This window comes from Sinorhizobium sojae CCBAU 05684 (assembly GCF_002288525.1).
Classification (GTDB): domain Bacteria; phylum Pseudomonadota; class Alphaproteobacteria; order Rhizobiales; family Rhizobiaceae; genus Sinorhizobium; species Sinorhizobium sojae.
The window spans coordinates 631,241-650,209 of record NZ_CP023068.1; the positions used below are offsets into that span (position 1 = coordinate 631,241).

Here is an 18,969-nt window from a genome sequence, read left to right on the forward strand (position 1 = left end):
CATGATGGACGCGCTCTCCTATCTCTTCGCCTCCTGGCTGCAGCCGGAATTGCTGGCGCTGACGGCCGTCGGCACCGCCGCCGGCATCTATATCGGTGCCATTCCGGGGCTGTCCGTCACCATGGCGGTCTCCATCCTGATCTCCTTCACCTTCGGCTGGGAGGTCAATCACGCGCTTGCGCTGATGAACGGCATCTTCATGGGCGGCGTCTACGGCGGGTCGCGCACCGCCATCCTGCTCAACATACCGGGTGCGCCCGCGGCGATCGCCACTGCGCTCGACGGTTACCCGATGGCAAAGAAGGGCGAGGCCGGAAACGCGATCGGCCTTTCCACGGTTATGTCATTCTTCGGCGGCTTCGTCGGCATCTTCGTGCTGGCGGTGGCCGCTCCCGTCGTCAGCGAATTCGCGATCCTGTTCCAGCCGCGCGACTACATGCTGCTCGCTGTCATGGGTATCCTGCTCGTCGGCTCCCTGTCGGGCGAGAGCCTCGCCAAGGGTATTTTCGCCGGCGCGCTCGGCATGCTGCTCGGCACGGTCGGCCTCGATCCGATGACCGCGGAACAGCGCTTCACCTTCGGTTCGGTCGAACTGATGAACGGCATCTCCCCGGTCGCGCTGATGATCGGCCTCTTTGGCGTGTCCGAGGCGCTGCTGCAGCTCCACAACCTGCACCTGGCCGCGGTCAAGCAGAAGGTGGACAAGATCATTCCGTCCTTCTCCGACCTCAAGAAATACCTGCCGCTCAGCCTGCAGACCTCCGCGATCGGCGTTGTTATCGGCGCCCTGCCGGGCACGGGCGGCGATATCGCAGCGCTGATGGCCTACGATCACGCCAAGCGGGTGACCAAGGATCCCGAAGTGCCCTTCGGACAGGGGGCAAAGGAAGGCCTCGTCGGCCCTGAATCGGCCAACAACGCGGCCGTCGGCGGCGCCTATATCCCAATGCTGACGCTTGGCATTCCAGGGGACGCGGTGACCGCCGTCATCATTGGTGCGCTCTTCATCCACGGCCTCAATCCCGGTCCGCTGCTGCTCATCGAAAAGCCGGACATGTTCTGGTTCACGGTCGGCAATCTGACGCTCGCCAACATCTTTCTGCTGGTTTTCGGCCTGACGGGCATCAAGATCTTCACGAAGATCATCGAGTGCCCGAAGGGTGTGCTCTTCCCGCTCATCCTGCTCTTGAGCGTGGTCGGAGCCTATTCGATCAACAACTCGCTGTCGGATGTCTGGTGGATGCTCGGCTTCGGGGTGCTCGGCTATTTCATGAAGCTCTATGGCTATCAGGTCGGCCCCGTCGTGCTCGGCATCATCCTGAGCCGCCTCATGGACGACAATTGGCGGCGCGCCATCATCTCGGAACAGGAAAGCCTGCCGGCCTTCTTTTACGGCATGATCACGAGCCCGCTTTCTGCGGTCCTGTTCCTCGCCATCGTCCTCATCCTCCTCAGCCAAACGCCCGTGTGGAAGGCGATCAAGATGCATGCGTCTCCACGCCTCGGCAGGGGTTGAGGGCAACACAAGGCAGAAGCTATGTCGGACGCAACCATTCGCCTCGGTCTCATCGGCGACAATATCGCCCGATCGCAGTCGCCGCGGCTGCATGTTGCGGCCGGCAGGCTCTGCGGACTCGACGTGAACTATGAACGGCTGATCCCCGCCGATCGCGGCGAGGATTTCGAGACGGTCTTCGGCCGCTGCCTCACCGAAGGCTTCCGGGGGATCAATATCACCTATCCCTACAAGGAACGTGTGGTTCCGCTGTTGCAAGTGCCCGATCCGGCGATCGCGGCGATCGGTGCCTGCAATACCGTGGTCTTCGACAGGGTTCCGCCTTCGGGCTACAACACCGACTATACCGGCTTCGTGAGCGCCTTCCGGGCAGCCTTTCCGGGAGCCGAACCCGGCATGGTCGCCATGGCCGGAGCCGGCGGTGTCGGCAAGGCGGTCGCCTTCGGGCTTGCGGCGCTCGACTGTAAGCGCCTGCTGATCTTCGATCGCGATCGGGCGAAGGCAGAGGCGCTCGCCTCCTCGCTCGCGGCAGCGGCTTTCGATGTGTCGGTCGAGATCGTCCCGTCGATCGAGGAGGCGGTAGTCGCGGCCGACGGTCTCGTCAACTGTACGCCACTCGGCATGCTCGGCTATCCGGGAAGCGCCATCCCGAGCGCCCTGATCGGGCGACAGCGCTGGGCGTTCGACGCCGTCTACACGCCGGTCGAGACGGAGTTTCTTTGCGATGCACGCGCAGCGGGCCTTTCATTCATCAGCGGTTACGAACTCTTCTTTCACCAGGGCGTCGATGCCTTTCGCTATTTCAGCGGAATGGAAGTCGACGCCGCGGCTCTGCGCGCTGTTCTGGCCGAGCCCGAATCGGAAGCGAGGATATCGGCATGAAAACCTCGATCGCCACCGTCTCCATCAGCGGCACGCTTCAGGAAAAACTCGCAGCGGTCTCTGCGGCAGGCTTCGACGGTGTCGAGATCTTCGAGAATGATTTTCTGACCCATGACGGATCGCCGACCGAGGTCGGGAAAATGGTCCGCGATCACGGGCTGGAGGTCACACTGTTCCAGCCCTTCCGCGATTTCGAAGGCATGCCTGAGCCGCACCGCTCCCGCGCATTCGACCGGGCTGAACGCAAGTTCGATGTGATGCAGGAGCTCGGCACGGACCTGATGCTGGTGTGCTCCAATGTCTCGCCGCTTGCGATCGGCGGCATCGACCGGGCGGCCGAAGACCTGCGCGAGCTCGGCGAGCGGGCGGCACGGCGCGGGCTGCGCGTCGGCTATGAGGCGCTGGCCTGGGGGCGCCATATCAGCGACCACCGCGATGCCTGGGAGATCGTGCGCCGGGCGAACCACCCGAATATCGGGCTGATCCTCGACAGCTTCCATAGCTTTGCCCGCAAGATCGACGTCAATTCGATCCGCTCCATCCCCGGCGACAAGATCTTCATCGTTCAGCTTGCGGATGCACCGCTGATCGATATGGATCTGCTCTACTGGAGCCGCCATTTCCGCAACATGCCGGGGGAGGGCGATCTTCCCGTCACAGACTTCATGCGGGCTGTCGTCGCCACCGGTTATGCCGGTGCCATCTCCCTCGAAATCTTCAATGACCAGTTCCGTGGCGGGTCCGCCAAGGCGATCGCCGAGGACGGGCATCGCTCGCTCATCTATCTCATGGATCAGGTCAAACGGGCCGAATCGGATACAAAGGTGGCAGTGCCGGTTATGCCGGACCGGGCAAATGTCCTCGGCGTAGAGTTCATCGAGTTTGCAACCGATGACGACGAGGTGGCAGAACTCGGCGCCGTGCTCGCCACGATGGGCTTTATCCCGGTAGCCCGGCGCCGAGACAAGGCAGTGACGCTCTGGCGGCAGGCGTCGCGGAAGGGTGGCATCAACATCGTCGTCAATTCGGAGCAGGAGGGCTTCGCCCATTCCGCCTTTCTCGTCCACGGCACCTGTGCCTATGCGATGGGCTTGAAGGTGGACGATGCGGCGACGACAGTCGAGCGCGCCAAGGCGCTCGGTGCGGAACCCTTCGAGCAGCGGCGCTGGCCGGCGGATGTCGCCATGCCGGCCATACGCGGCGTCGGCGGAGGCCTCATCTATTTCGTCGATGACATCGGCGAGACTGCGCGCATCTGGGAGGCCGAATTCGAGCCGCTATCCGAAGGCGCTTCCCCGGCGGGAGCCGGACTCGTCGCCATCGACCACGTGGCGCAGACGATGAAGGCCGAAGAGATGCTTTCGTGGCTGCTCTTCTACACCGCCATCTTCAAGACCACGAAGTTACCGATGGTCGATATTGTCGATCCATCAGGCCTGGTCCGCAGCCAGGTCGTCGAAAACGAGCAGGGCTCGTTGCGTCTGACGATGAACGGCGCCGAAAACCGCAACACTTTCGCGGGGCATTTCATTGCCGAGAGCTTTGGGCCCGGCATTCAGCATCTCGCATTCGCCACGATGGACATTTTCGCAACCGCCGCAGCGCTTAAGCAGACGGGCTTCCGGCCATTGGCTATTTCGCGCAATTATTATGACGATATAGAAGCGCGCTTTGGTCTCGATCCCGACTTCACGGATCGTCTGCGCTCGGAGAACATTCTCTACGACCGCGACGACAAGGGCGAGTTCTTCCAGCTCTATGGACCGACCTTCGGGGAAGGCTTCTTCTTCGAGATCGTCGAGCGTCGCGGCGGGTACCGCGGCTATGGCGCCGGCAATGCGCCGTTCCGCATTGCCGCGCAAAAGCGCTCGATCCGACCCACGGGCATGCCGCTCATCGGTTAACACCGGTGCCTCACATCACGATCCGGAAAAGCGTGCACATCTACTGAAGGGGTGCAGATTCTCACCCTCTCCCGAACTATGATGAGCGCCTCACGGTCGGAGGTGAACTATGAAGGCGCGCGTCAAATGGATTGAGGATCGAACGTTCGTCGGTCAGTCCGAGAGCGGGCACAATGTCGTGCTTGGTACGGCCTTTGGGTCCGAGGGGCAGAAGCCGGGGCCGAGTCCGATGGAATTGGTGCTGATCGGCACCGGAGGCTGCTCGGCCTATGATGTGGTCCACATCCTCGAAAAGGGTCGCGAGGCGATCGAGGATTGCATCGTCGAGATCGACGCGGATCGGGCAGAGCAGGAGCCGAAGGTCTTCACCCGCATCCATATGCATTTCGTGGTCAAGGGACGAAATCTGGCGAGGCACAAGGTCGAGCGAGCCATTGGCTTGTCGCTCGAGAAATATTGCTCGGCTTCGGCGATGATCGCCAAGACGGCCGCGATCACCCACGATTTCGAGGTCGTCGATACAGCCGATACGGCGGCCACCTGAGGCGTCACCGCCGCGCGTCTGAACGCGCGGCGGTGTAATGCTTGCGATCATGCCGGCAGCCGTTCCTCGTATTCGCCGTGCAGGCGGCTCCAGCCGTCCCAGAATGGTTCCGTCTCGGTATCCGCGGCGCGCGCGACGAGAATGTCGAGATGCATGTGCCAACCAGCTGCGACCTTCAGCATGATGCCTCGATCGGGCAGGCGGCGATGGGTGAGAGTAAGCAGCACGCCCGAGCCGCGCGGCTCGAGTTCGAAAGAGACTTCACCGTCACCGTTGGCACCCCAGGCGATGACGAGTTTGCGTGGCGGATCGAGTTCGATGATCCGGCTCTGCATCCGGTGCTCGTCCGCGAAGCCTGACGGCCGCTCCCCCGGTGGGTTTGTGAGCTCGTCGTTTCGCCAGACGAACTCGAAGGGTGCCCCGGCCGTCATCTCCATTTCACCTGCCGCCAACCATCGGCGGCGCAGATCGCTGTCGGTAAGATACTCCCAAACGCGCTCCATGGCGGCAGGCAGAAAGCGCTGGATCTTCAAAGTCGTCGGCTCGATCAACGTGCCATAGGCATCCAGGGTTACGAGTTCCGTCATTTGTCATCTCCTTTTGTGGGGTTTGGGGATTTGCCTGCCTTCTCCTCATGGAGAAGCTGTTCGAGCAAGTCGAGACGACCGCTCCAGAACTGCTCGTAGAAGCTCAACCACTGGTGGGCACTTGCAAGTGGCCCGGGGTCCAGGCGGCACAAGTGCGTGCGGCCGCGTACCTCTCGGCGGATCAGTCCGGCATTCTCGAGAACCTTGATGTGCTTCGAGGCGGCTGCAAGCGAAATCGCGAAGGGTTCCGCAAGTTCACTGACTGTTCGCTCGCCACGAGTGAGATCCCGCAGCATCCGCCGACGCGTTGCGTCGCCAAGAGCGTGAAAGACGGAGTTCATCCGATGTGCTTCTAATTCAACCATGTGGTTGAATATAGGCCGATGTGTAAAGATAGTCAACCATGTGGTTGAATGATTGGCGCCAGCGCGAATGAGATCAGCGGGACCAGCCTTCGAGCGCTTGAACGAATTGCGTCAGCCAGGAATTGGTTTGGTGCGCGTCGAGCGAACGGTGATCTATGGTCAGCGATACGTAGGCCATCGGCCGGATCTGGATGGTGTCGACGCCGTCGACCTCACGAACGACCACGCGTTTTTCCAACTTTCCGACGCCGAGGATCGCGGATTGGGGCTGATTGATGATGACCGGGGCCGCCAGCAGTGAACCGGAGACGCCATGGTTTGAGATGGTGAAGGTGCCGCCTCTCACGTCGGCGGGTTCAAGCGCGTTGGCGCGAGCGCGCGCGGTCAGATCCTGCAGCTTGCCGGCAATCTCGGAAAGAGAGAGATGCTGCGCGTGGTGGATCACCGGGACGATCAGGCCTCGCTCGCCGAGAGCGGTGGCGATGCCGATATTCATGTCTTCGAAGATTTCGAGCCCATCGTCACGCCAGCGACTGTTGACCTCCGGGACCGCTCGCATGGCGTCCACGCAGGCGGAAACGATATAGGCGGTGTAGGATAGATTGGCGCCCTCGGCCGCGAACCTCGCCTTGTGCTCGTTTCGGTGGCGTATGACTGCCGAAAAGTCGGCCTCGAAGACAGCCGTCACATGTGGCGCGGTCGCCGTGGACTGCTGCACATGGGCGGCGATCGCCCTGCGCATATCGCTGTGCGCAACGCGATGCGAAGACGGCGTGTCCGTGCCGCCAGTCGAGGCGGGCTCTGGCGTGCGGGGCGCCGATCTTGCCGCAAAGGCCCTGTCCATGTCCGCCCGGGTGACGCGACCGTCCCGGCCCGTGCCGGCAATAGTCGTCGGATCGATGCCATATGCCTCCGCCGCATGGCGTACGGCGGGTGAGAAATGCGGCTCGTCTTCGGTCCCGGACGATGTTTCGCTTGCGGCCGTTGCGGAGAATCCAGTCTGCTTTGATCGCGGCTCGGCACCCTTGATGCGGCCGAGGATGGCGCCCGGGGTGGCGCTGTCGCCGTTCTCCATCAGGATTTCCGCCAATACACCGTCGGCCGGAGCGGCGACTTCCTGGGTCACCTTGTCTGTTTCGAGTTCGACCAGCGGATCGCCCGAGTTCACGCTCTCGCCGAGCTTCTTGAGCCAGTTGCGCACGACCGCTTTCGTGCCTTCCTGCTCGAGAGGGGCGCTGACGTCAATGAACTGCCCCATGTTCAATACTCCAGAAGGTCTGTGATTTTCTGGCGGATGCGCTCGGTGGAGGGCACCGCCCAATCGAGCAGAACCGGATTATGGGGGCTCGGAATGTCCGGCATGGTCAGGCGGGAGACCGGGGCGTCGAGATCGATGAAGGCTTCGTCCGCAACCGTGGCGGCGATTTCCGCGCCGAAGCCTGCCGTCCCCAGGTCCTCATGCACGATCAGACAACGACGAGTGCGCCGCACGGAAGAAAGGACAGCCTCCTTATCCCAGGGCATCAGCGTCCTGAGATCGATCACGTCGGCGGACAGCCCATCCGCAGCCTCCTCGCAGCGCGGCACCATCGCGCCCCAGCAGACGACGGTAATGTCCTTACCTTGCCGTGTGAACTTCGCCTTGCCGAACGGCAGCGCGAAGGCATCGCCGGGATAGGGACGTCGCGCCCAGGGGTGGTCGAGCATTGCCCGGTGCTCGAAGAAGATCACCGGATCATTGCCGCGTAGCGCGGTGCGCAGGAGCCCGACCGCATCCTCTGCATTGGACGGCACCGCGACCCTCCAGCCGGGCTGATGCACGAAGGCGACTTCATTCGTCTGGCTGTGCCAGGGGTCACCGCATTTGAAAAAGCCGCCGGGCATACGGAGCACGATCGGCGCGGCAAAGCGATTGTTCGTCCGCCAGCGCATGGTGCCGCAATCATTGATCTGTTCGATGGCTGGCTCTGCATATTTGCGGAACTGGATCTCGGGGACGGGGACAAGGCCGGCAAGGGCCATGCCGACCGCACGGCCGACGATACCCTCTTCGGAAAGCGAAGTGTCGAAAATGCGGGCGTCTCCATATTTTTCCTGCAACCCGAGGGTGACGCCATGAACACCGCCTTTCGCGCCGATGTCCTCACCAAACAGCACGACCCGTTCGTTGATTGACATCTCGCGGTCTAGAGTATGCCGGATCGCCGTCGCCATGTTGATCCGCTGACCGCCACTCTCGGGCGTGTCGGTCGTCTCCGGGGGCTCATAGCCTGCGCAATGCTGCCCGCCCATGGCCTGCATAGGGCCTTCGAAGAAGACGTTGCGGGTGACGGTTTCGGGGTCCGCAACCGGCCGGGACTCGGCCTCGACCAGCGCCTGCTCGGCAGCCGCCTTTGCACTCTTCGCAGCCTCGTTCCATTCCTCCTCGCTCACGACTGCCGGAACGAGGTAATCCTTCAACCTCGGCAGCGGGTCGCGCGCCCACTCGCTTTTGACAAGCTCTTCACTCTTGTAGGTCTGCGTGTCCTGAAAGCTGTGCCCCTCGAGGCGAGGCACCTTGAGGTGCAACAGGACAGGCATGCGCTCGTCGCGTATCAGTTCCACGGCTCCCTTGGTGAGCCGCGCTGCCTCCTCCGGATTGCAGCCATCGCCGTCGATGACCGTCAGGTTCTTCCAGGCGGCGAGATTGGCGGCAATGTTGCCGTCGGGCGTCTGGAAAGAACCGGGCACCGAGATGCCGAAGTCGTTGTCCTCAATATAGAAGAGCATCGGCAGCTCCTGCGTGGTGGCGACGGTCAGCGCCGACCAGAAGCCGTTGGAAGCGACCGAGCCGTCGCCGCCGAGGACGACGGCAATGGCGCGATCATAGTTGCGATCCTTGAGATGCTTGCTGAAATAGGTGATCGCCTGCGCCCATCCGGCCGTCGGCGTGTACTGAGAGCCGACGCCGCCGCACATCGGCAGAGCCGAGGCGCCGTGGGGGTTTGGGTAGTTGAAGACGACGCCGATGTCTCGGCCGTCGGAATAGCCCCCCCCGCGCGCCATGGCCGAACCGAGTGCGTCGGCGGGATCTACGCCCAATGACAGAAGCAGCGGCCGTGAGCGATAATATCCGCAGGCCGCGTCGTGCCGTTCCGTCAGGTTCAAGCCTAAGAGGACCTGCGCCAAGTCGTGGCCGCGGGCGGAAAACTGATAGAGAATCTTCTTTTCCGGGACGAGCCGCGTTTCCTCCATCTCGTCGAGCTCGCGTGAGAGGAGCATCAGATGAACGACCCGTTTCCAGTCTATGCTCTCGTCCGGTGCGTTCCGTCGATCGGGTTTCAGCGCTGCCTGGCCCATCGTCTCACTCCTCCAAAAACCTCAATGGAAGAATAGCCCGTCGGGGGCGCAAATCGGTTTCAATCTTGCCTTATTTTCGATAGTAATTGATCAATCTGTTTCCATTTCGGGAGGATCGTGAATAGTATGTTCAATCTCGACGTGGTTGATCGAAAAATTCTCAGGATACTCCAGGAGCGGGCCGATATCAGCCACGCGGCGCTCGCCGAGGCGGTTGGTGCCTCGCCGGCATCCTGCTGGCGGCGTATAAAGGCCCTGGACACGGCAGGCGTGCTCGGCAAGACGGTCCGGCTCGTCAGTCCCCAGATGGTCGGGCGAGGCTTGACTGTGTTCTGCCAGGTGCGGATGAAGTCCCATGATGCCGCCGCGCGGCAAAATTTCGAGCACTTCGTGGAGAGCCATGAAGAAGTGCTGGAATGCTGTTCCATGTCGGGAGACTGGGATTATCTCCTGCGGGTCGTCGTCGCGGACGTTGCCGATTACGAGCGGTTGCTGATGCGCGGCATTCTCACGCATGAGGCCGTCGCGCATTCGTCGTCCCATTTCGCGCTGAAGAGCGTGAAATACTCCACCGCCATTCCGGTGTGACGGCATGGATCGAGACCGGGGTGAGGGCGGCCGGATGCGACAAGACACGTCGGCTCGGGCCGGATCGGAGCTCATAGCAGCAATACTGAACGAGGCGTCCTTGAAGGCGGCGAGCTTCATCGTCACCATCTATGGCGATGTCGTGGAGCCGCGCGGCGGCGCCATCTGGATCGGCAACATTATCGAGGTTTGCGCCGGCGTCGGCATCAGCGAGACGCTCGTGCGCACGGCTGTATCCCGCCTCGTAACAGCAGGGCGGCTCGCAGGAGAACGGGAGGGGCGGCGCAGCTTCTATCGCCTGACGCAAGCCGCCCGGAGCGAATTCGCCGCCGCGGCGCGGGTGCTTTTCGGTCCGCCGGAAGAAACGGCCTGGCACTTTGTCGAGTTGATGGGGCCGTCGGCGGAAGAACGCATGCAGATGCTCGAGCGCTCGGGCCATGCGCGCCTCACTTCCAGGCTTGCCGTCGGGGTTCGGCCCTTTCCTGCCTCGGTCATGCCTGCGGTCGTTTTCCGGGCGGATGTTGCCGAAGGTGCGGCTGAACTTGGCGCTTTTGCTGCGAAATGCTGGGACCTTTCCCCGCATGCCAAGGCCTATGAGAGTTTCCTGCGGCGCTTCGGCCGGCTTGCGACTTTCGTCGAAGCGGGCGGACGTCTTGCTTCTGCCGATTGTCTCACAGCGCGCCTGCTGCTCGTCCACCAGTATCGCCTGGAGGCCTTGCGCGATCCACGCCTGCCGCCGGAGGTTCTGCCGTCCGATTGGCCGGGCGAAGAGGCGCGCCGTCTATTTGCGCGGCTCTATTGCCGCCTGTCGCCGAACGCGGACCTGCATGTCGCGCGGAACTTCATCACGGCTGCAGGTCCGCTTCCAATGACCAGCGAAGCGACGGCCCTTCGGCTGACGACTCTTGGCGGCGGCAACCACTCTTAAGTGATGTTCATTCGAATGACTGGCGCCGAAAGGGCCTGCGGGAGCAATGTCCGCAACCGAGCGAACTCCGCAAATCGATATGTCACAAAAACATAGACATATGTCGTTGAACTGTGACATTCGGCGCGTTATATGTATGTCCTATCGACCGATCGCCGCCGCCCAGGTCGGATGCTCTCAGCGCGCCGCCATTGAGAGTTCGAGCGTGACTTCGGTGCGAGCGGGCGAAATTGACTGGCTTCCCCTGACTGCGCTCGAAGAATGCGCGCGTTTCTGACGGAGGAGGGAACCATGTATGCGCAAATGGTGAAAACGGACGCCCCCCGCGTCAGGAGCCTCGACGAGATGGCTCCCGAGGAGCGCGCCTTCCAGGAACGCGTTGACGCGGGGCAGAAGATCGAGCCGAAGGAATGGATGCCGGAAGGCTATCGCAAGACGCTCATTCGCCAGATCAGCCAGCACGCCCATTCCGAGATCGTCGGTCAGCTTCCCGAGGGCAATTGGATCACCCGGGCTCCAACGCTCGAGCGCAAGGCGATCCTGCTTGCCAAGGTGCAGGACGAGGCCGGCCACGGCCTCTATCTCTATTGCGCCGCCGAGACTTTGGGGGTGAGCCGAGACGAGCTTTACGCGCAGCTTCACTCCGGCAAGGCCAAATACTCGTCGATCTTTAATTATCCGACCCTCACCTGGGCGGATATCGGCGTGATCGGCTGGCTCGTCGACGGGGCCGCGATCATGAACCAGGTGCCGCTGCAGCGTTGTTCCTACGGACCCTATTCGCGCGCGATGATCCGCATCTGCAAGGAAGAGAGCTTTCACCAGCGCCAGGGCTACGACATCCTGATGAAGATGGTGGAGGGCACGCCGGCCCAAAGAGCAATGGTGCAGGATGCGCTGAACCGTTGGTGGTGGCCGTCGCTGATGATGTTCGGCCCCTCCGACGACGCCTCCGTGCACTCGGCCCAGTCCATGGCCTGGAGGATCAAGCAGAATTCCAACGACGAGCTGCGCCAGAAATTCGTCGACCAGACCGTGCCGCAAGCCGAGTATCTTGGCCTCACCATTCCCGATCCGGAGCTTAAGTGGAATGGGGAGAAGGGTGGCTACGACTTCGGCGAGCCGGACTGGAACGAGCTCTTCGAGGTGATTGCCGGAAACGGCCCCTGCAATTCGGAACGCCTCGGAGCACGCAGGAACGCATGGGAAGACGGCGCCTGGTTCCGGAACGGGCTGACGGCCTACGCCGAGAAATCCGCCGCCCGGGGTGCCGCATCCATGGCCGCGGAGTGATGTGGGAGAGAAACATGTCCAGCGAATGGCCTCTTTGGGAAGTCTTCATCCGCGGTCAGCACGGCCTCAATCATCGCCACGTCGGCAGCCTGCACGCGCCTGACCCCGAGATGGCGATCCACAATGCCCGCGACGTCTATACGCGCCGCAACGAGGGCGTCAGTATCTGGGTGGTGCGCTCCAGCGACATTACCGCGAGCTCGCCATCCGAGAAGGGGCCACTTTTCGAGCCCTCCAACTCCAAGATCTACCGACATCCAACCTTCTTCGACATTCCCGAGGAAGCGGGGCACATGTGATGGGGGCGGCGACCATGACGGAACCGGCCATCGACCGGCACACTTTGTTCGAGTTCCTGCTGCGCATGGGCGACAACACGCTCATTCTCGGTCATCGCCTCTCCGAATGGTGCGGCCATGCGCCGGCGCTCGAGGAGGATATCGCGCTTGCCAATACGGCACTCGATCTCATCGGTCAGACGCAGCTCTGGTTCGGGCTTGCCGGCGAGGTCGAGAACAAGGGCCGCAGTGCCGACGATCTTGCCTATCTCCGCGACGCTTATGAATTCCGTAACTTGCTCCTGGCCGAGCGTCCGAACGGCGATTTCGGCAAGACGCTGATGCGCCAGTTCCTCTTCGACGCCTGGCATTACCTTTGTCTGCAGGCGCTTCTCGGTTCCTCCGACCGGCGCATTGCGGCGATTGCCGAGAAGGTCTCGAAGGAAGTCGCCTATCATCTCGAACGCAGTCGCGACCTGGTGATCCGGCTCGGCGACGGAACGGCCGAAAGCCACGCCCGCATGCAGGCGGGGCTCGACGACCTCTGGCCCTATACCGGCGAGATGTTCATCGAAGAAGCGCCCGACGCGGCGCTTGCGGCCGCGAGCGTGGCGCCGGAGCCCTCCAGCATTAAGGCGGAGTGGCACTCCCTTGTGGCCGAAACGCTTTCCGAGGCGACGCTGAAGAAGCCGGCCGACGGCTACATGCACAAGGGCGGCAGGCGCGGCATCCACACGGAACATCTCGGCTATGTCCTCGCGGAGCTGCAATTCCTGCAACGCGCCTATCCGGGTGCGACCTGGTAGGGAGGTTCATGTGGCTACGATGACGTGTCCATCGGTCGAGGAAATCTGGCGCTGGCTCGCAGAGGTATCGGATCCGGAGATCCCGGTCATCTCCGTTACCGATCTCGGCATCGTCCGCAACGTCGCCTGGAAGGGCGAAACACTCGTGGTGACGGTGACGCCGACCTATTCGGGCTGTCCGGCCACGACGGTCATCAACTTCGACATCGAGCGTGCGCTTCGCAATAGAGGTGTCGAAAGTGTGAGGATCGAGCGCCAGCTCTCGCCCGCCTGGACGACCGACTGGATCAGTGCCGAAGGTCGTGAGAAGCTCAAGAACTACGGCATCGCGCCGCCGGTGGACGGCACCGCCGCGAATGGCCGTCTGCTCAAACGGGTCGCGAGTCTGTCGGGCAGTTCCGATCTTTCGATCTCGTGCCCTCGCTGCGGCTCCACCGAGACTGAGAAGATCAGTCAGTTCGGCTCGACCCCCTGCAAGGCGAGCTATCGCTGCTCGAGCTGCCTCGAGCCCTTCGACTATTTCAAGTGCATCTGACGGGGTGCCGGGAGCCGCTTCAATGGCACGTTTCCATCCCCTTACAGTCACCGAAATCCACCGTGACACGCGTGACGCCGTGGTCATTACGCTTCAGCCGCGCGAGGAGGATCGCGCCGCATTCCAGTACACGCAGGGGCAGTATCTGACGTTTCGCCGCCTGTTCGACGGGGAAGAGTTGCGCCGCTCCTATTCGATCTGTACCGGGCTCGACGAGGGCGTGCTGAAGGTCGGCATCAAGCGCGTCGACGGCGGCTGGTTCTCGACCTGGGCCAATGAGGAGCTTCGCGCGGGCGATACATTGGAGGCAATGCCCCCCATGGGCGCATTCTTCACGACAATCAAACCGGATGTGGCGAAGCATTATCTAGGCTTTGCCGGCGGCAGCGGTATTACGCCGGTGCTCTCCATCCTCAAGACGACGCTTTCGCGAGAGCCGCGCTCGCAATTCACGCTCGTCTATGCCAACCGCCAGTTCAACGCCATCATGTTCCGCGAGGAGCTCGACGACCTCAAGAATATCTATCTCGGGCGGCTTTCGGTGCTGCACATCCTTGAAACCGAAGCCCAGGACATCGATCTTTTTACCGGTCGCCTCGACGCGGAAAGATGCGCCGCCCTCTTCCGTGGCTGGATCGACGTCAGGTCGGCCGACATCGCCTTTATCTGCGGTCCCGAGCCGATGATGTTGGCGGTTGCGGCAGCGCTTCGCGACCACGGCCTTGGCGACGACCGGATCAAGTTCGAATTGTTCGCCACCGCGCAGCCCGGTCGTGCCCGCCCCAAGGTGGCAAGCGCTGAGACTGCGGACCAGCGTGCGACCTGCGAGGCGACGGTTACGCTCGACGGGGCTACGCGCAGCTTCAGCTTTCCGAAGCACGGGCAGAGCCTGCTCGAAGCCGTGCTCGAGAACAGGTTGGACGCGCCCCATGCCTGCAAGGCGGGCGTCTGTTCCACCTGCCGGGCCAAGGTGCTCGAGGGCGAGGTGGAAATGGAGACCAACCACGCGCTTGAAGACTACGAGGTGAGGCAGGGCTACGTGCTCACCTGTCAGTGTCATCCGCTGAGCGACCGCATCGTCGTCAGTTATGACGAGTAACCGTCATACGCCTGGAGGGAGGAGGCTCCCCAATGTCGCATACGATTTCCGATACGATGCCGATCGAGGACTACCTCGCCCAGGGCGGCGTGCTCACCTCGCCCGACAACGTCCCGCCGCGCTATCGTGGCGAGCTTCTTCGCCTCATGGCGAGCTTCATCGACAGCGAACTCGCCGGCTCAGCCGGCTTTGCAGACATCATCAATGATGCGCCGGGGATCAGCGAACGCATCGCGGCCGCCCGCATCGTCATGGAGAAAGCCGACCACGCAAGGCAAGTCCTCAAGGTGATGGGGAGCTTCGGTGCGGATACGGCGCGCTATGCGGTCCATCATCCCTGGGGGGCGCGGTTGCCGCGCCACGCTGATATCGGCGCGGAACGCCACGGCGGTGACATGCGCCTCTCGGTGCTGCACTACCCGCTCGCGGGCTGGACCGATGCGGTGGTCATGAATGTGCTGATGGGCAGCGCTGTCGTCGTACAACTCGGAGAGCTGGCGCGTGTCTCCTATCAGCCGCTTGCCGAAGTGTTCCGGGCGATCCTGCCGAAGGAAACTTGCCATGCCGAACTCGGCCTCGAAGGGCTGAAGCGCATCGCCGCGACTGAGGAAGGATGCCGCGAAGCGCGCGAGGCGATCGGCTATTGGCACCCGCGAGTGGCGGCAAGTTTCGGCCTTCCGGGCTCTCCCCGCTTCGAGATGCTCGCTCGTCTCGGCCTCCGCCACGCACCGAACGCGACGCTGCTTTCCGAATGGAAGGTCGTGGTCGATGCCGAGCTTGCGGCGCTGAACCTTAACTGAGGAGGGAGGAACCGATGAATGTCATGGCAGACACGCCGCTCCGACTCGAAAGTTATGTCGCCGGCGTCTGGACGCGGGGCGCGAAGGAGGGCGTACCGCTCCTCGACGCCTCGACTGGCGCGCCGGTGGCGCTGATCGATTCCACCGGGATCGACTTTGCTGCCGCACTTGACTACGGGCGCGAAAAGGCTGGCCCGGCGCTCCGCCGCATGTCGTTCCATGAGCGCTCGATGATGCTGAAGGCGCTCGCGCAGGCGCTGATGGAGCGCAAGGAAGAATTTTACGCGCTCTCGACTGCTACGGGCGCCACCCGCACCGATAGCTGGATCGACATCGAAGGCGGCATCGGCACGCTCTTCTCCTACGCCTCGAAGGCGAGGCGCGAGTGGCCGAATACCCGCGTGCTCGTCGACGGTGACGTAGAAGCGCTTTCGCGCGACAATACGTTTTCCGCCCAGCACATCCTGACGCCGCTCGAAGGCGCCGCGGTTCACATCAATGCCTTCAACTTTCCCTGCTGGGGCATGCTGGAGAAGTTGGCGCCGACCCTGCTTGCGGGCATGCCCGCGATCGTGAAGCCGGCGAGCCAGACGGCCTATCTCACCGAGCTGATGGTGCGCCGCATGGTCGAAACCGGGCTGCTGCCGGATGGGGCGGTCCAACTCATCTGCGGTTCCGTCGGCGACCTGCTCGACCATGTCGACAGCCAGGACGTGGTGACCTTCACCGGCTCCGCGGCGACCGGACGCAGACTGAAGACGCATCCTGCGATCGTCGAGAATTCCGTGCGCTTCACCATGGAAGCCGATAGTCTCAATGCTGCCGTACTCGGCCTCGATGCGACGCCCGGCACGGAGGAATTCGACCTCTTCGTCAAGGAGGTCGCGCGCGAGATGACGGCGAAGGCCGGCCAGAAATGCACCGCCATTCGACGGGTCATAGCTCCGCGCGCCCATTGCGACGCGCTTGTCGCGGCACTTGGAGAACGCCTTGGCAAGGTCGCGCTCGGCGCCCCGGCGGACGAAAACGTGCGGATGGGGCCGCTCGCAAGCCTTGGGCAGCGGGAGGAAGTCCGGGCGCGGATCCGCGATCTCACCGCCGATGCCGAGGTCGTCGTCGGTGATCCGAAGAGTGCGCGGGTGGTATCCGGCGACGCGGAAGCAGGCGCCTTCCTCAATCCTGTCCTGCTTTACTGCGGCAGGCCGGGTGCTGCGCAGGCGGTCCACGATGTCGAGGCCTTTGGCCCGGTCAGCACCGTCATGCCCTACGACACGACCGAAGAAGCGGTGGAACTCGTCAGGCGCGGCAGAGGCAGCCTCGTCACGTCCGTTTTCACCAATGATGCGTGTATTGCCCAGGACTTGGTCATCGGCATCGCGCCCTTCCACGGCCGCGTGTTGATCGGAAACCGGGTCAGCGCGAAATCCTCGACCGGCCACGGTTCTCCGCTTCCGGGCCTCGTGCATGGCGGCCCCGGCCGGGCCGGCGGCGGCGAGGAACTGGGGGGTATGCGCGGGGTCAAACACTACATGCAGCGCACGGCAATCCAGGGCGCGCCGGGATTGCTTTCGGCGGTCACCGGCCGCTGGGTCGAAGGAGCCCCGGCACGCTCCGACGGTGAACACCCGTTCCGCAAATCACTTGCGGAGCTTCGCATCGGCGATCAGCTCCTGACAGCCAGCCGCACGGTGACCCTCGAGGACGTCGAGCATTTCGCAAGTTTCACCGGCGATACATTCTATGCCCACATGGACGAGGAGGCTGCCAGGGCCAATCCGTTCTTCGACGGACGCGTCGCCCATGGCTATCTGATCGTCTCCTTCGCCGCAGGGCTCTTCGTCGATCCGGCTCCAGGACCGGTGCTTGCGAATTACGGCGTCGACAAGCTGCGCTTCCTAACGCCCGTCTATCCCGGCGATACGTTGCAGGTGCGGCTCACCTGCAAGGAGATCAATCCGCGGGAAAATGCCGAATATGGCGAGGTGCGTTGGGACTGCCGCGTCACCAATCAGACGGGCGCAAGCGTTGCTGAATATGACGTGCTGACGATGGTGGCGAAGACGAGAGGGTAGCGCGGGTTGCGGCAGGCTCAGGCGACTGCCCGCACGCTTTCAAGGATCAGCATCGCAGATCCCATGTGTAAGCAAGGACTGCAGAGTTATCCTTGGCCGCACAGGCTTAGCCCGGCTGCGCCAGATGTGTGCCCTTCACCGTGCGCGAATGGCCGCGAAATTCGGCGACATGCTCGCCGCGCTGATTGCTGATGCGGACGTCATAAATGCCATCCCGGCCGATCCGTGAGACTTCGCTTGCCGCTGCAGTCAGCCGGTCATTCCCCAAGGCCGGCGCGATAAAGGTGACGGAGCAATGCCGGGCGACGGTGCGCTGGTTATAGCTGTTGCAGGCAAATGCGAAGGCGGAATCGGCAAGAGCGAAAATAAAGCCGCCGTGGCAAGTGCCATGTCCGTTGGTCATCTCCGGCGTGATCGTCATCGAAAGTGTCGCTGCGCCGGGCTCGACATGATCGATCGTCATGCCGAGCCGCTGCGAGGCCTGGTCATCGTCCCACATGGCGCGGGCGCAGGCGCGGGCCAGTTCGTCGGCAGTCAAGCTTGCCGCTTCTGTCATTTGCCCTTGAACTCCGGTTTGCGCTTCTCCAGGAAAGCAGCGACGCCCTCGGCATAATCGGCGCTCCGTCCCGCCTCGCGCTGCAAGTCGCGTTCGAGATCGAGCTGTTCATCGAAGGTGTTCGTCGCAGCCGCCTGGATCGCCCGTTTTGTCATGCCGAGCCCGCTCGTGGGCCCGGCGGCAAGCCGTGCGGCAAGTTCTGAGGCTTCGGTCATCAGTACCGCGTCGTCCACCGCGCGCCAGATCAGGCCCCAACTCGCCGCCGTTTCAGCGTCGATCGGTTCTCCCGTCAGCGCAAGCGCCTTGGCGCGAGCCTCGCCGACGAGCCGCGGCAGGTTCCAGGTCCCGCCGGAATCGGGCACCAATCCGATCTTCGCGAAGGACTGAATGAAGCGGGCGGAGCGGGCCGCAAGCGTGATATCGCAGGCAAAGGCGATATTTGCGCCCGCGCCGGCGGCAATGCCATTGACGGCGCAAACGACCGGCTTTTCGAGGCGGCGGATCAGCCTCAAGAGCGGATTATAGAAGGTCTCGATCGTGTGGCCGAGATCCGGGACGCCGCCCTGGCGTGGGTCGCGGTCCCCGAGATCCTGGCCCGCCGAAAAGCCGCGGCCGGTACCGGTCAGCAGGACGGCACGCACGGCATCGTCGGCATGAGCGCGCTCGAAGCCGGCACGCAGCGCGAGGTGCATTTCGTCGTTGAAAGCATTCAGCTTGTCGGGGCGGTTGAACGTCAGGCGCAGGACGCCATCTGCAAGCGTCGACAATACGCTGCCGGATCCGGTCATGGTACCTCCCTGTCGCCGGCTCGTAGGCGAGCTTGCAAAACTCCTTCATAGACCGACGGTCGGCCAAATATAAACGGCGCCGCTTGCAG

The 18,969-nt window shown here is 62.9% G+C and carries 19 protein-coding genes; 13 read left to right on the forward strand and 6 right to left on the reverse strand.

The features are described 5' to 3' along the window. The first annotated feature begins 4 nt into the window (after positions 1-4). The 4 genes from SJ05684_RS20575 to SJ05684_RS20590 all read left to right on the forward strand — a co-directional run bounded on the left by SJ05684_RS20575 (position 5) and on the right by SJ05684_RS20590 (position 4,846). A complete protein-coding gene (locus tag SJ05684_RS20575) occupies positions 5-1,516 on the forward strand; it encodes a tripartite tricarboxylate transporter permease (protein ID WP_034855720.1) in 1,512 nt (503 codons plus the stop codon). Positions 1,517-1,537: 21 nt separating this feature from the next. Beyond that, the gene (locus SJ05684_RS20580; protein ID WP_034855607.1) at positions 1,538-2,398 is read left to right on the forward strand and encodes a shikimate dehydrogenase family protein; all 861 of its coding nucleotides are present in this window, start codon (positions 1,538-1,540) and stop codon (positions 2,396-2,398) included. Beyond that, positions 2,395-4,302: a bifunctional sugar phosphate isomerase/epimerase/4-hydroxyphenylpyruvate dioxygenase family protein gene (locus tag SJ05684_RS20585; RefSeq protein WP_034855608.1), complete on the forward strand. Its 1,908-nt coding sequence runs from the start codon at positions 2,395-2,397 to the stop codon at positions 4,300-4,302. Before SJ05684_RS20580 ends, SJ05684_RS20585 begins: the two co-directional genes overlap by 4 nt. A gap of 109 nt (positions 4,303-4,411) precedes the next feature. Beyond that, a complete protein-coding gene (locus tag SJ05684_RS20590; protein WP_034855613.1) occupies positions 4,412-4,846 on the forward strand; it encodes an OsmC family protein in 435 nt (144 codons plus the stop codon). Between the two features lie 47 nt (positions 4,847-4,893). On the opposite strand, the gene SJ05684_RS20595 is transcribed toward SJ05684_RS20590, so the two are convergent. The 4 genes from SJ05684_RS20595 to SJ05684_RS20610 all read right to left on the reverse strand — a co-directional run bounded on the left by SJ05684_RS20595 (position 4,894) and on the right by SJ05684_RS20610 (position 9,137). Further along, complete coding sequence (locus SJ05684_RS20595; RefSeq protein WP_034855615.1) at positions 4,894-5,433, reverse strand: SRPBCC family protein; 540 nt, start codon at positions 5,431-5,433, stop codon at positions 4,894-4,896. Further along, positions 5,430-5,798 (reverse strand): ArsR/SmtB family transcription factor, encoded by a 369-nt coding sequence (locus SJ05684_RS20600; protein WP_034855617.1) that lies wholly within the window; start codon positions 5,796-5,798, stop codon positions 5,430-5,432. The genes SJ05684_RS20595 and SJ05684_RS20600 overlap by 4 nt, the downstream gene beginning before the upstream one ends. 73 nt (positions 5,799-5,871) lie before the next feature. Beyond that, positions 5,872-7,056: a dihydrolipoamide acetyltransferase family protein gene (locus tag SJ05684_RS20605; RefSeq protein WP_034855618.1), complete on the reverse strand. Its 1,185-nt coding sequence runs from the start codon at positions 7,054-7,056 to the stop codon at positions 5,872-5,874. A gap of 2 nt (positions 7,057-7,058) precedes the next feature. Then, a complete protein-coding gene (locus tag SJ05684_RS20610) occupies positions 7,059-9,137 on the reverse strand; it encodes an alpha-ketoacid dehydrogenase subunit alpha/beta (protein WP_034855620.1) in 2,079 nt (692 codons plus the stop codon). 117 nt (positions 9,138-9,254) lie between these two features. Here SJ05684_RS20610 and SJ05684_RS20615 point away from each other — a divergent pair, with 117 nt between their 5' ends. The 9 genes from SJ05684_RS20615 (at position 9,255) to paaZ (ending at position 17,536) form a co-directional block, all read left to right on the forward strand. Then, positions 9,255-9,725: an Lrp/AsnC family transcriptional regulator gene (locus SJ05684_RS20615; protein ID WP_374188712.1), complete on the forward strand. Its 471-nt coding sequence runs from the start codon at positions 9,255-9,257 to the stop codon at positions 9,723-9,725. Between the two features lie 34 nt (positions 9,726-9,759). Beyond that, positions 9,760-10,653, forward strand: a complete 894-nt coding sequence (gene paaX, locus SJ05684_RS20620) for a phenylacetic acid degradation operon negative regulatory protein PaaX (RefSeq protein ID WP_034855624.1) — start codon at positions 9,760-9,762, stop codon at positions 10,651-10,653. 291 nt (positions 10,654-10,944) lie between these two features. After that, a complete protein-coding gene (gene paaA / locus SJ05684_RS20625) occupies positions 10,945-11,946 on the forward strand; it encodes a 1,2-phenylacetyl-CoA epoxidase subunit PaaA (protein ID WP_034855625.1) in 1,002 nt (333 codons plus the stop codon). Positions 11,947-11,960: 14 nt separating this feature from the next. Beyond that, complete coding sequence (paaB, locus tag SJ05684_RS20630; RefSeq protein WP_034855627.1) at positions 11,961-12,245, forward strand: 1,2-phenylacetyl-CoA epoxidase subunit PaaB; 285 nt, start codon at positions 11,961-11,963, stop codon at positions 12,243-12,245. After that, on the forward strand, positions 12,245-13,030 hold the full coding sequence (gene paaC / locus SJ05684_RS20635) for a 1,2-phenylacetyl-CoA epoxidase subunit PaaC (protein ID WP_034855629.1): 786 nt from the start codon (positions 12,245-12,247) through the stop codon (positions 13,028-13,030). The genes paaB and paaC overlap by 1 nt, the downstream gene beginning before the upstream one ends. A gap of 19 nt (positions 13,031-13,049) precedes the next feature. Continuing rightward, entirely contained in the window at positions 13,050-13,565 is a 516-nt protein-coding gene (gene paaD / locus SJ05684_RS20640; protein ID WP_085939087.1) for a 1,2-phenylacetyl-CoA epoxidase subunit PaaD, read from the forward strand. 22 nt (positions 13,566-13,587) lie between these two features. Beyond that, positions 13,588-14,664, forward strand: a complete 1,077-nt coding sequence (paaE, locus tag SJ05684_RS20645; RefSeq protein WP_034855633.1) for a 1,2-phenylacetyl-CoA epoxidase subunit PaaE — start codon at positions 13,588-13,590, stop codon at positions 14,662-14,664. Positions 14,665-14,696: 32 nt separating this feature from the next. Next, positions 14,697-15,464 carry a Phenylacetic acid catabolic protein gene (locus SJ05684_RS20650; RefSeq protein ID WP_085939088.1) on the forward strand — a complete coding sequence of 256 codons (768 nt, stop codon included), beginning with the start codon at positions 14,697-14,699 and terminating at the stop codon, positions 15,462-15,464. Positions 15,465-15,478: 14 nt separating this feature from the next. Next, positions 15,479-17,536 (forward strand): phenylacetic acid degradation bifunctional protein PaaZ, encoded by a 2,058-nt coding sequence (gene paaZ, locus SJ05684_RS20655; RefSeq protein WP_034855635.1) that lies wholly within the window; start codon positions 15,479-15,481, stop codon positions 17,534-17,536. Between the two features lie 106 nt (positions 17,537-17,642). On the opposite strand, the gene paaI is transcribed toward paaZ, so the two are convergent. Further along, positions 17,643-18,092, reverse strand: a complete 450-nt coding sequence (gene paaI, locus SJ05684_RS20660; protein WP_034855637.1) for a hydroxyphenylacetyl-CoA thioesterase PaaI — start codon at positions 18,090-18,092, stop codon at positions 17,643-17,645. Further along, positions 18,089-18,880: a 2-(1,2-epoxy-1,2-dihydrophenyl)acetyl-CoA isomerase PaaG gene (gene paaG / locus SJ05684_RS20665; RefSeq protein ID WP_034855639.1), complete on the reverse strand. Its 792-nt coding sequence runs from the start codon at positions 18,878-18,880 to the stop codon at positions 18,089-18,091. The genes paaI and paaG overlap by 4 nt, the downstream gene beginning before the upstream one ends. Positions 18,881-18,969 lie beyond the last annotated feature (89 nt).

Excerpts from the sequence above, each read along its gene's own strand:
- SJ05684_RS20575 (WP_034855720.1), top strand. The coding sequence starts at position 5 with ATGGACGCGCTCTCCTATCTCTTCGCCTCCTGGCTGCAGCCGGAATTG.
- SJ05684_RS20580 (WP_034855607.1), top strand. The coding sequence starts at position 1,538 with ATGTCGGACGCAACCATTCGCCTCGGTCTCATCGGCGACAATATCGCC.
- SJ05684_RS20585 (WP_034855608.1), top strand. The coding sequence starts at position 2,395 with ATGAAAACCTCGATCGCCACCGTCTCCATCAGCGGCACGCTTCAGGAA.
- SJ05684_RS20590 (WP_034855613.1), top strand. The coding sequence starts at position 4,412 with ATGAAGGCGCGCGTCAAATGGATTGAGGATCGAACGTTCGTCGGTCAG.
- SJ05684_RS20595 (WP_034855615.1), bottom strand. The coding sequence starts at position 5,433 with ATGACGGAACTCGTAACCCTGGATGCCTATGGCACGTTGATCGAGCCG.
- SJ05684_RS20600 (WP_034855617.1), bottom strand. The coding sequence starts at position 5,798 with ATGGTTGAATTAGAAGCACATCGGATGAACTCCGTCTTTCACGCTCTT.
- SJ05684_RS20605 (WP_034855618.1), bottom strand. The coding sequence starts at position 7,056 with ATGGGGCAGTTCATTGACGTCAGCGCCCCTCTCGAGCAGGAAGGCACG.
- SJ05684_RS20610 (WP_034855620.1), bottom strand. The coding sequence starts at position 9,137 with ATGGGCCAGGCAGCGCTGAAACCCGATCGACGGAACGCACCGGACGAG.
- paaX (WP_034855624.1), top strand. The coding sequence starts at position 9,760 with ATGCGACAAGACACGTCGGCTCGGGCCGGATCGGAGCTCATAGCAGCA.
- paaA (WP_034855625.1), top strand. The coding sequence starts at position 10,945 with ATGTATGCGCAAATGGTGAAAACGGACGCCCCCCGCGTCAGGAGCCTC.
- paaB (WP_034855627.1), top strand. The coding sequence starts at position 11,961 with ATGTCCAGCGAATGGCCTCTTTGGGAAGTCTTCATCCGCGGTCAGCAC.
- paaC (WP_034855629.1), top strand. The coding sequence starts at position 12,245 with ATGGGGGCGGCGACCATGACGGAACCGGCCATCGACCGGCACACTTTG.
- paaD (WP_085939087.1), top strand. The coding sequence starts at position 13,050 with ATGACGTGTCCATCGGTCGAGGAAATCTGGCGCTGGCTCGCAGAGGTA.
- paaE (WP_034855633.1), top strand. The coding sequence starts at position 13,588 with ATGGCACGTTTCCATCCCCTTACAGTCACCGAAATCCACCGTGACACG.
- SJ05684_RS20650 (WP_085939088.1), top strand. The coding sequence starts at position 14,697 with ATGTCGCATACGATTTCCGATACGATGCCGATCGAGGACTACCTCGCC.
- paaZ (WP_034855635.1), top strand. The coding sequence starts at position 15,479 with ATGAATGTCATGGCAGACACGCCGCTCCGACTCGAAAGTTATGTCGCC.
- paaI (WP_034855637.1), bottom strand. The coding sequence starts at position 18,092 with ATGACAGAAGCGGCAAGCTTGACTGCCGACGAACTGGCCCGCGCCTGC.
- paaG (WP_034855639.1), bottom strand. The coding sequence starts at position 18,880 with ATGACCGGATCCGGCAGCGTATTGTCGACGCTTGCAGATGGCGTCCTG.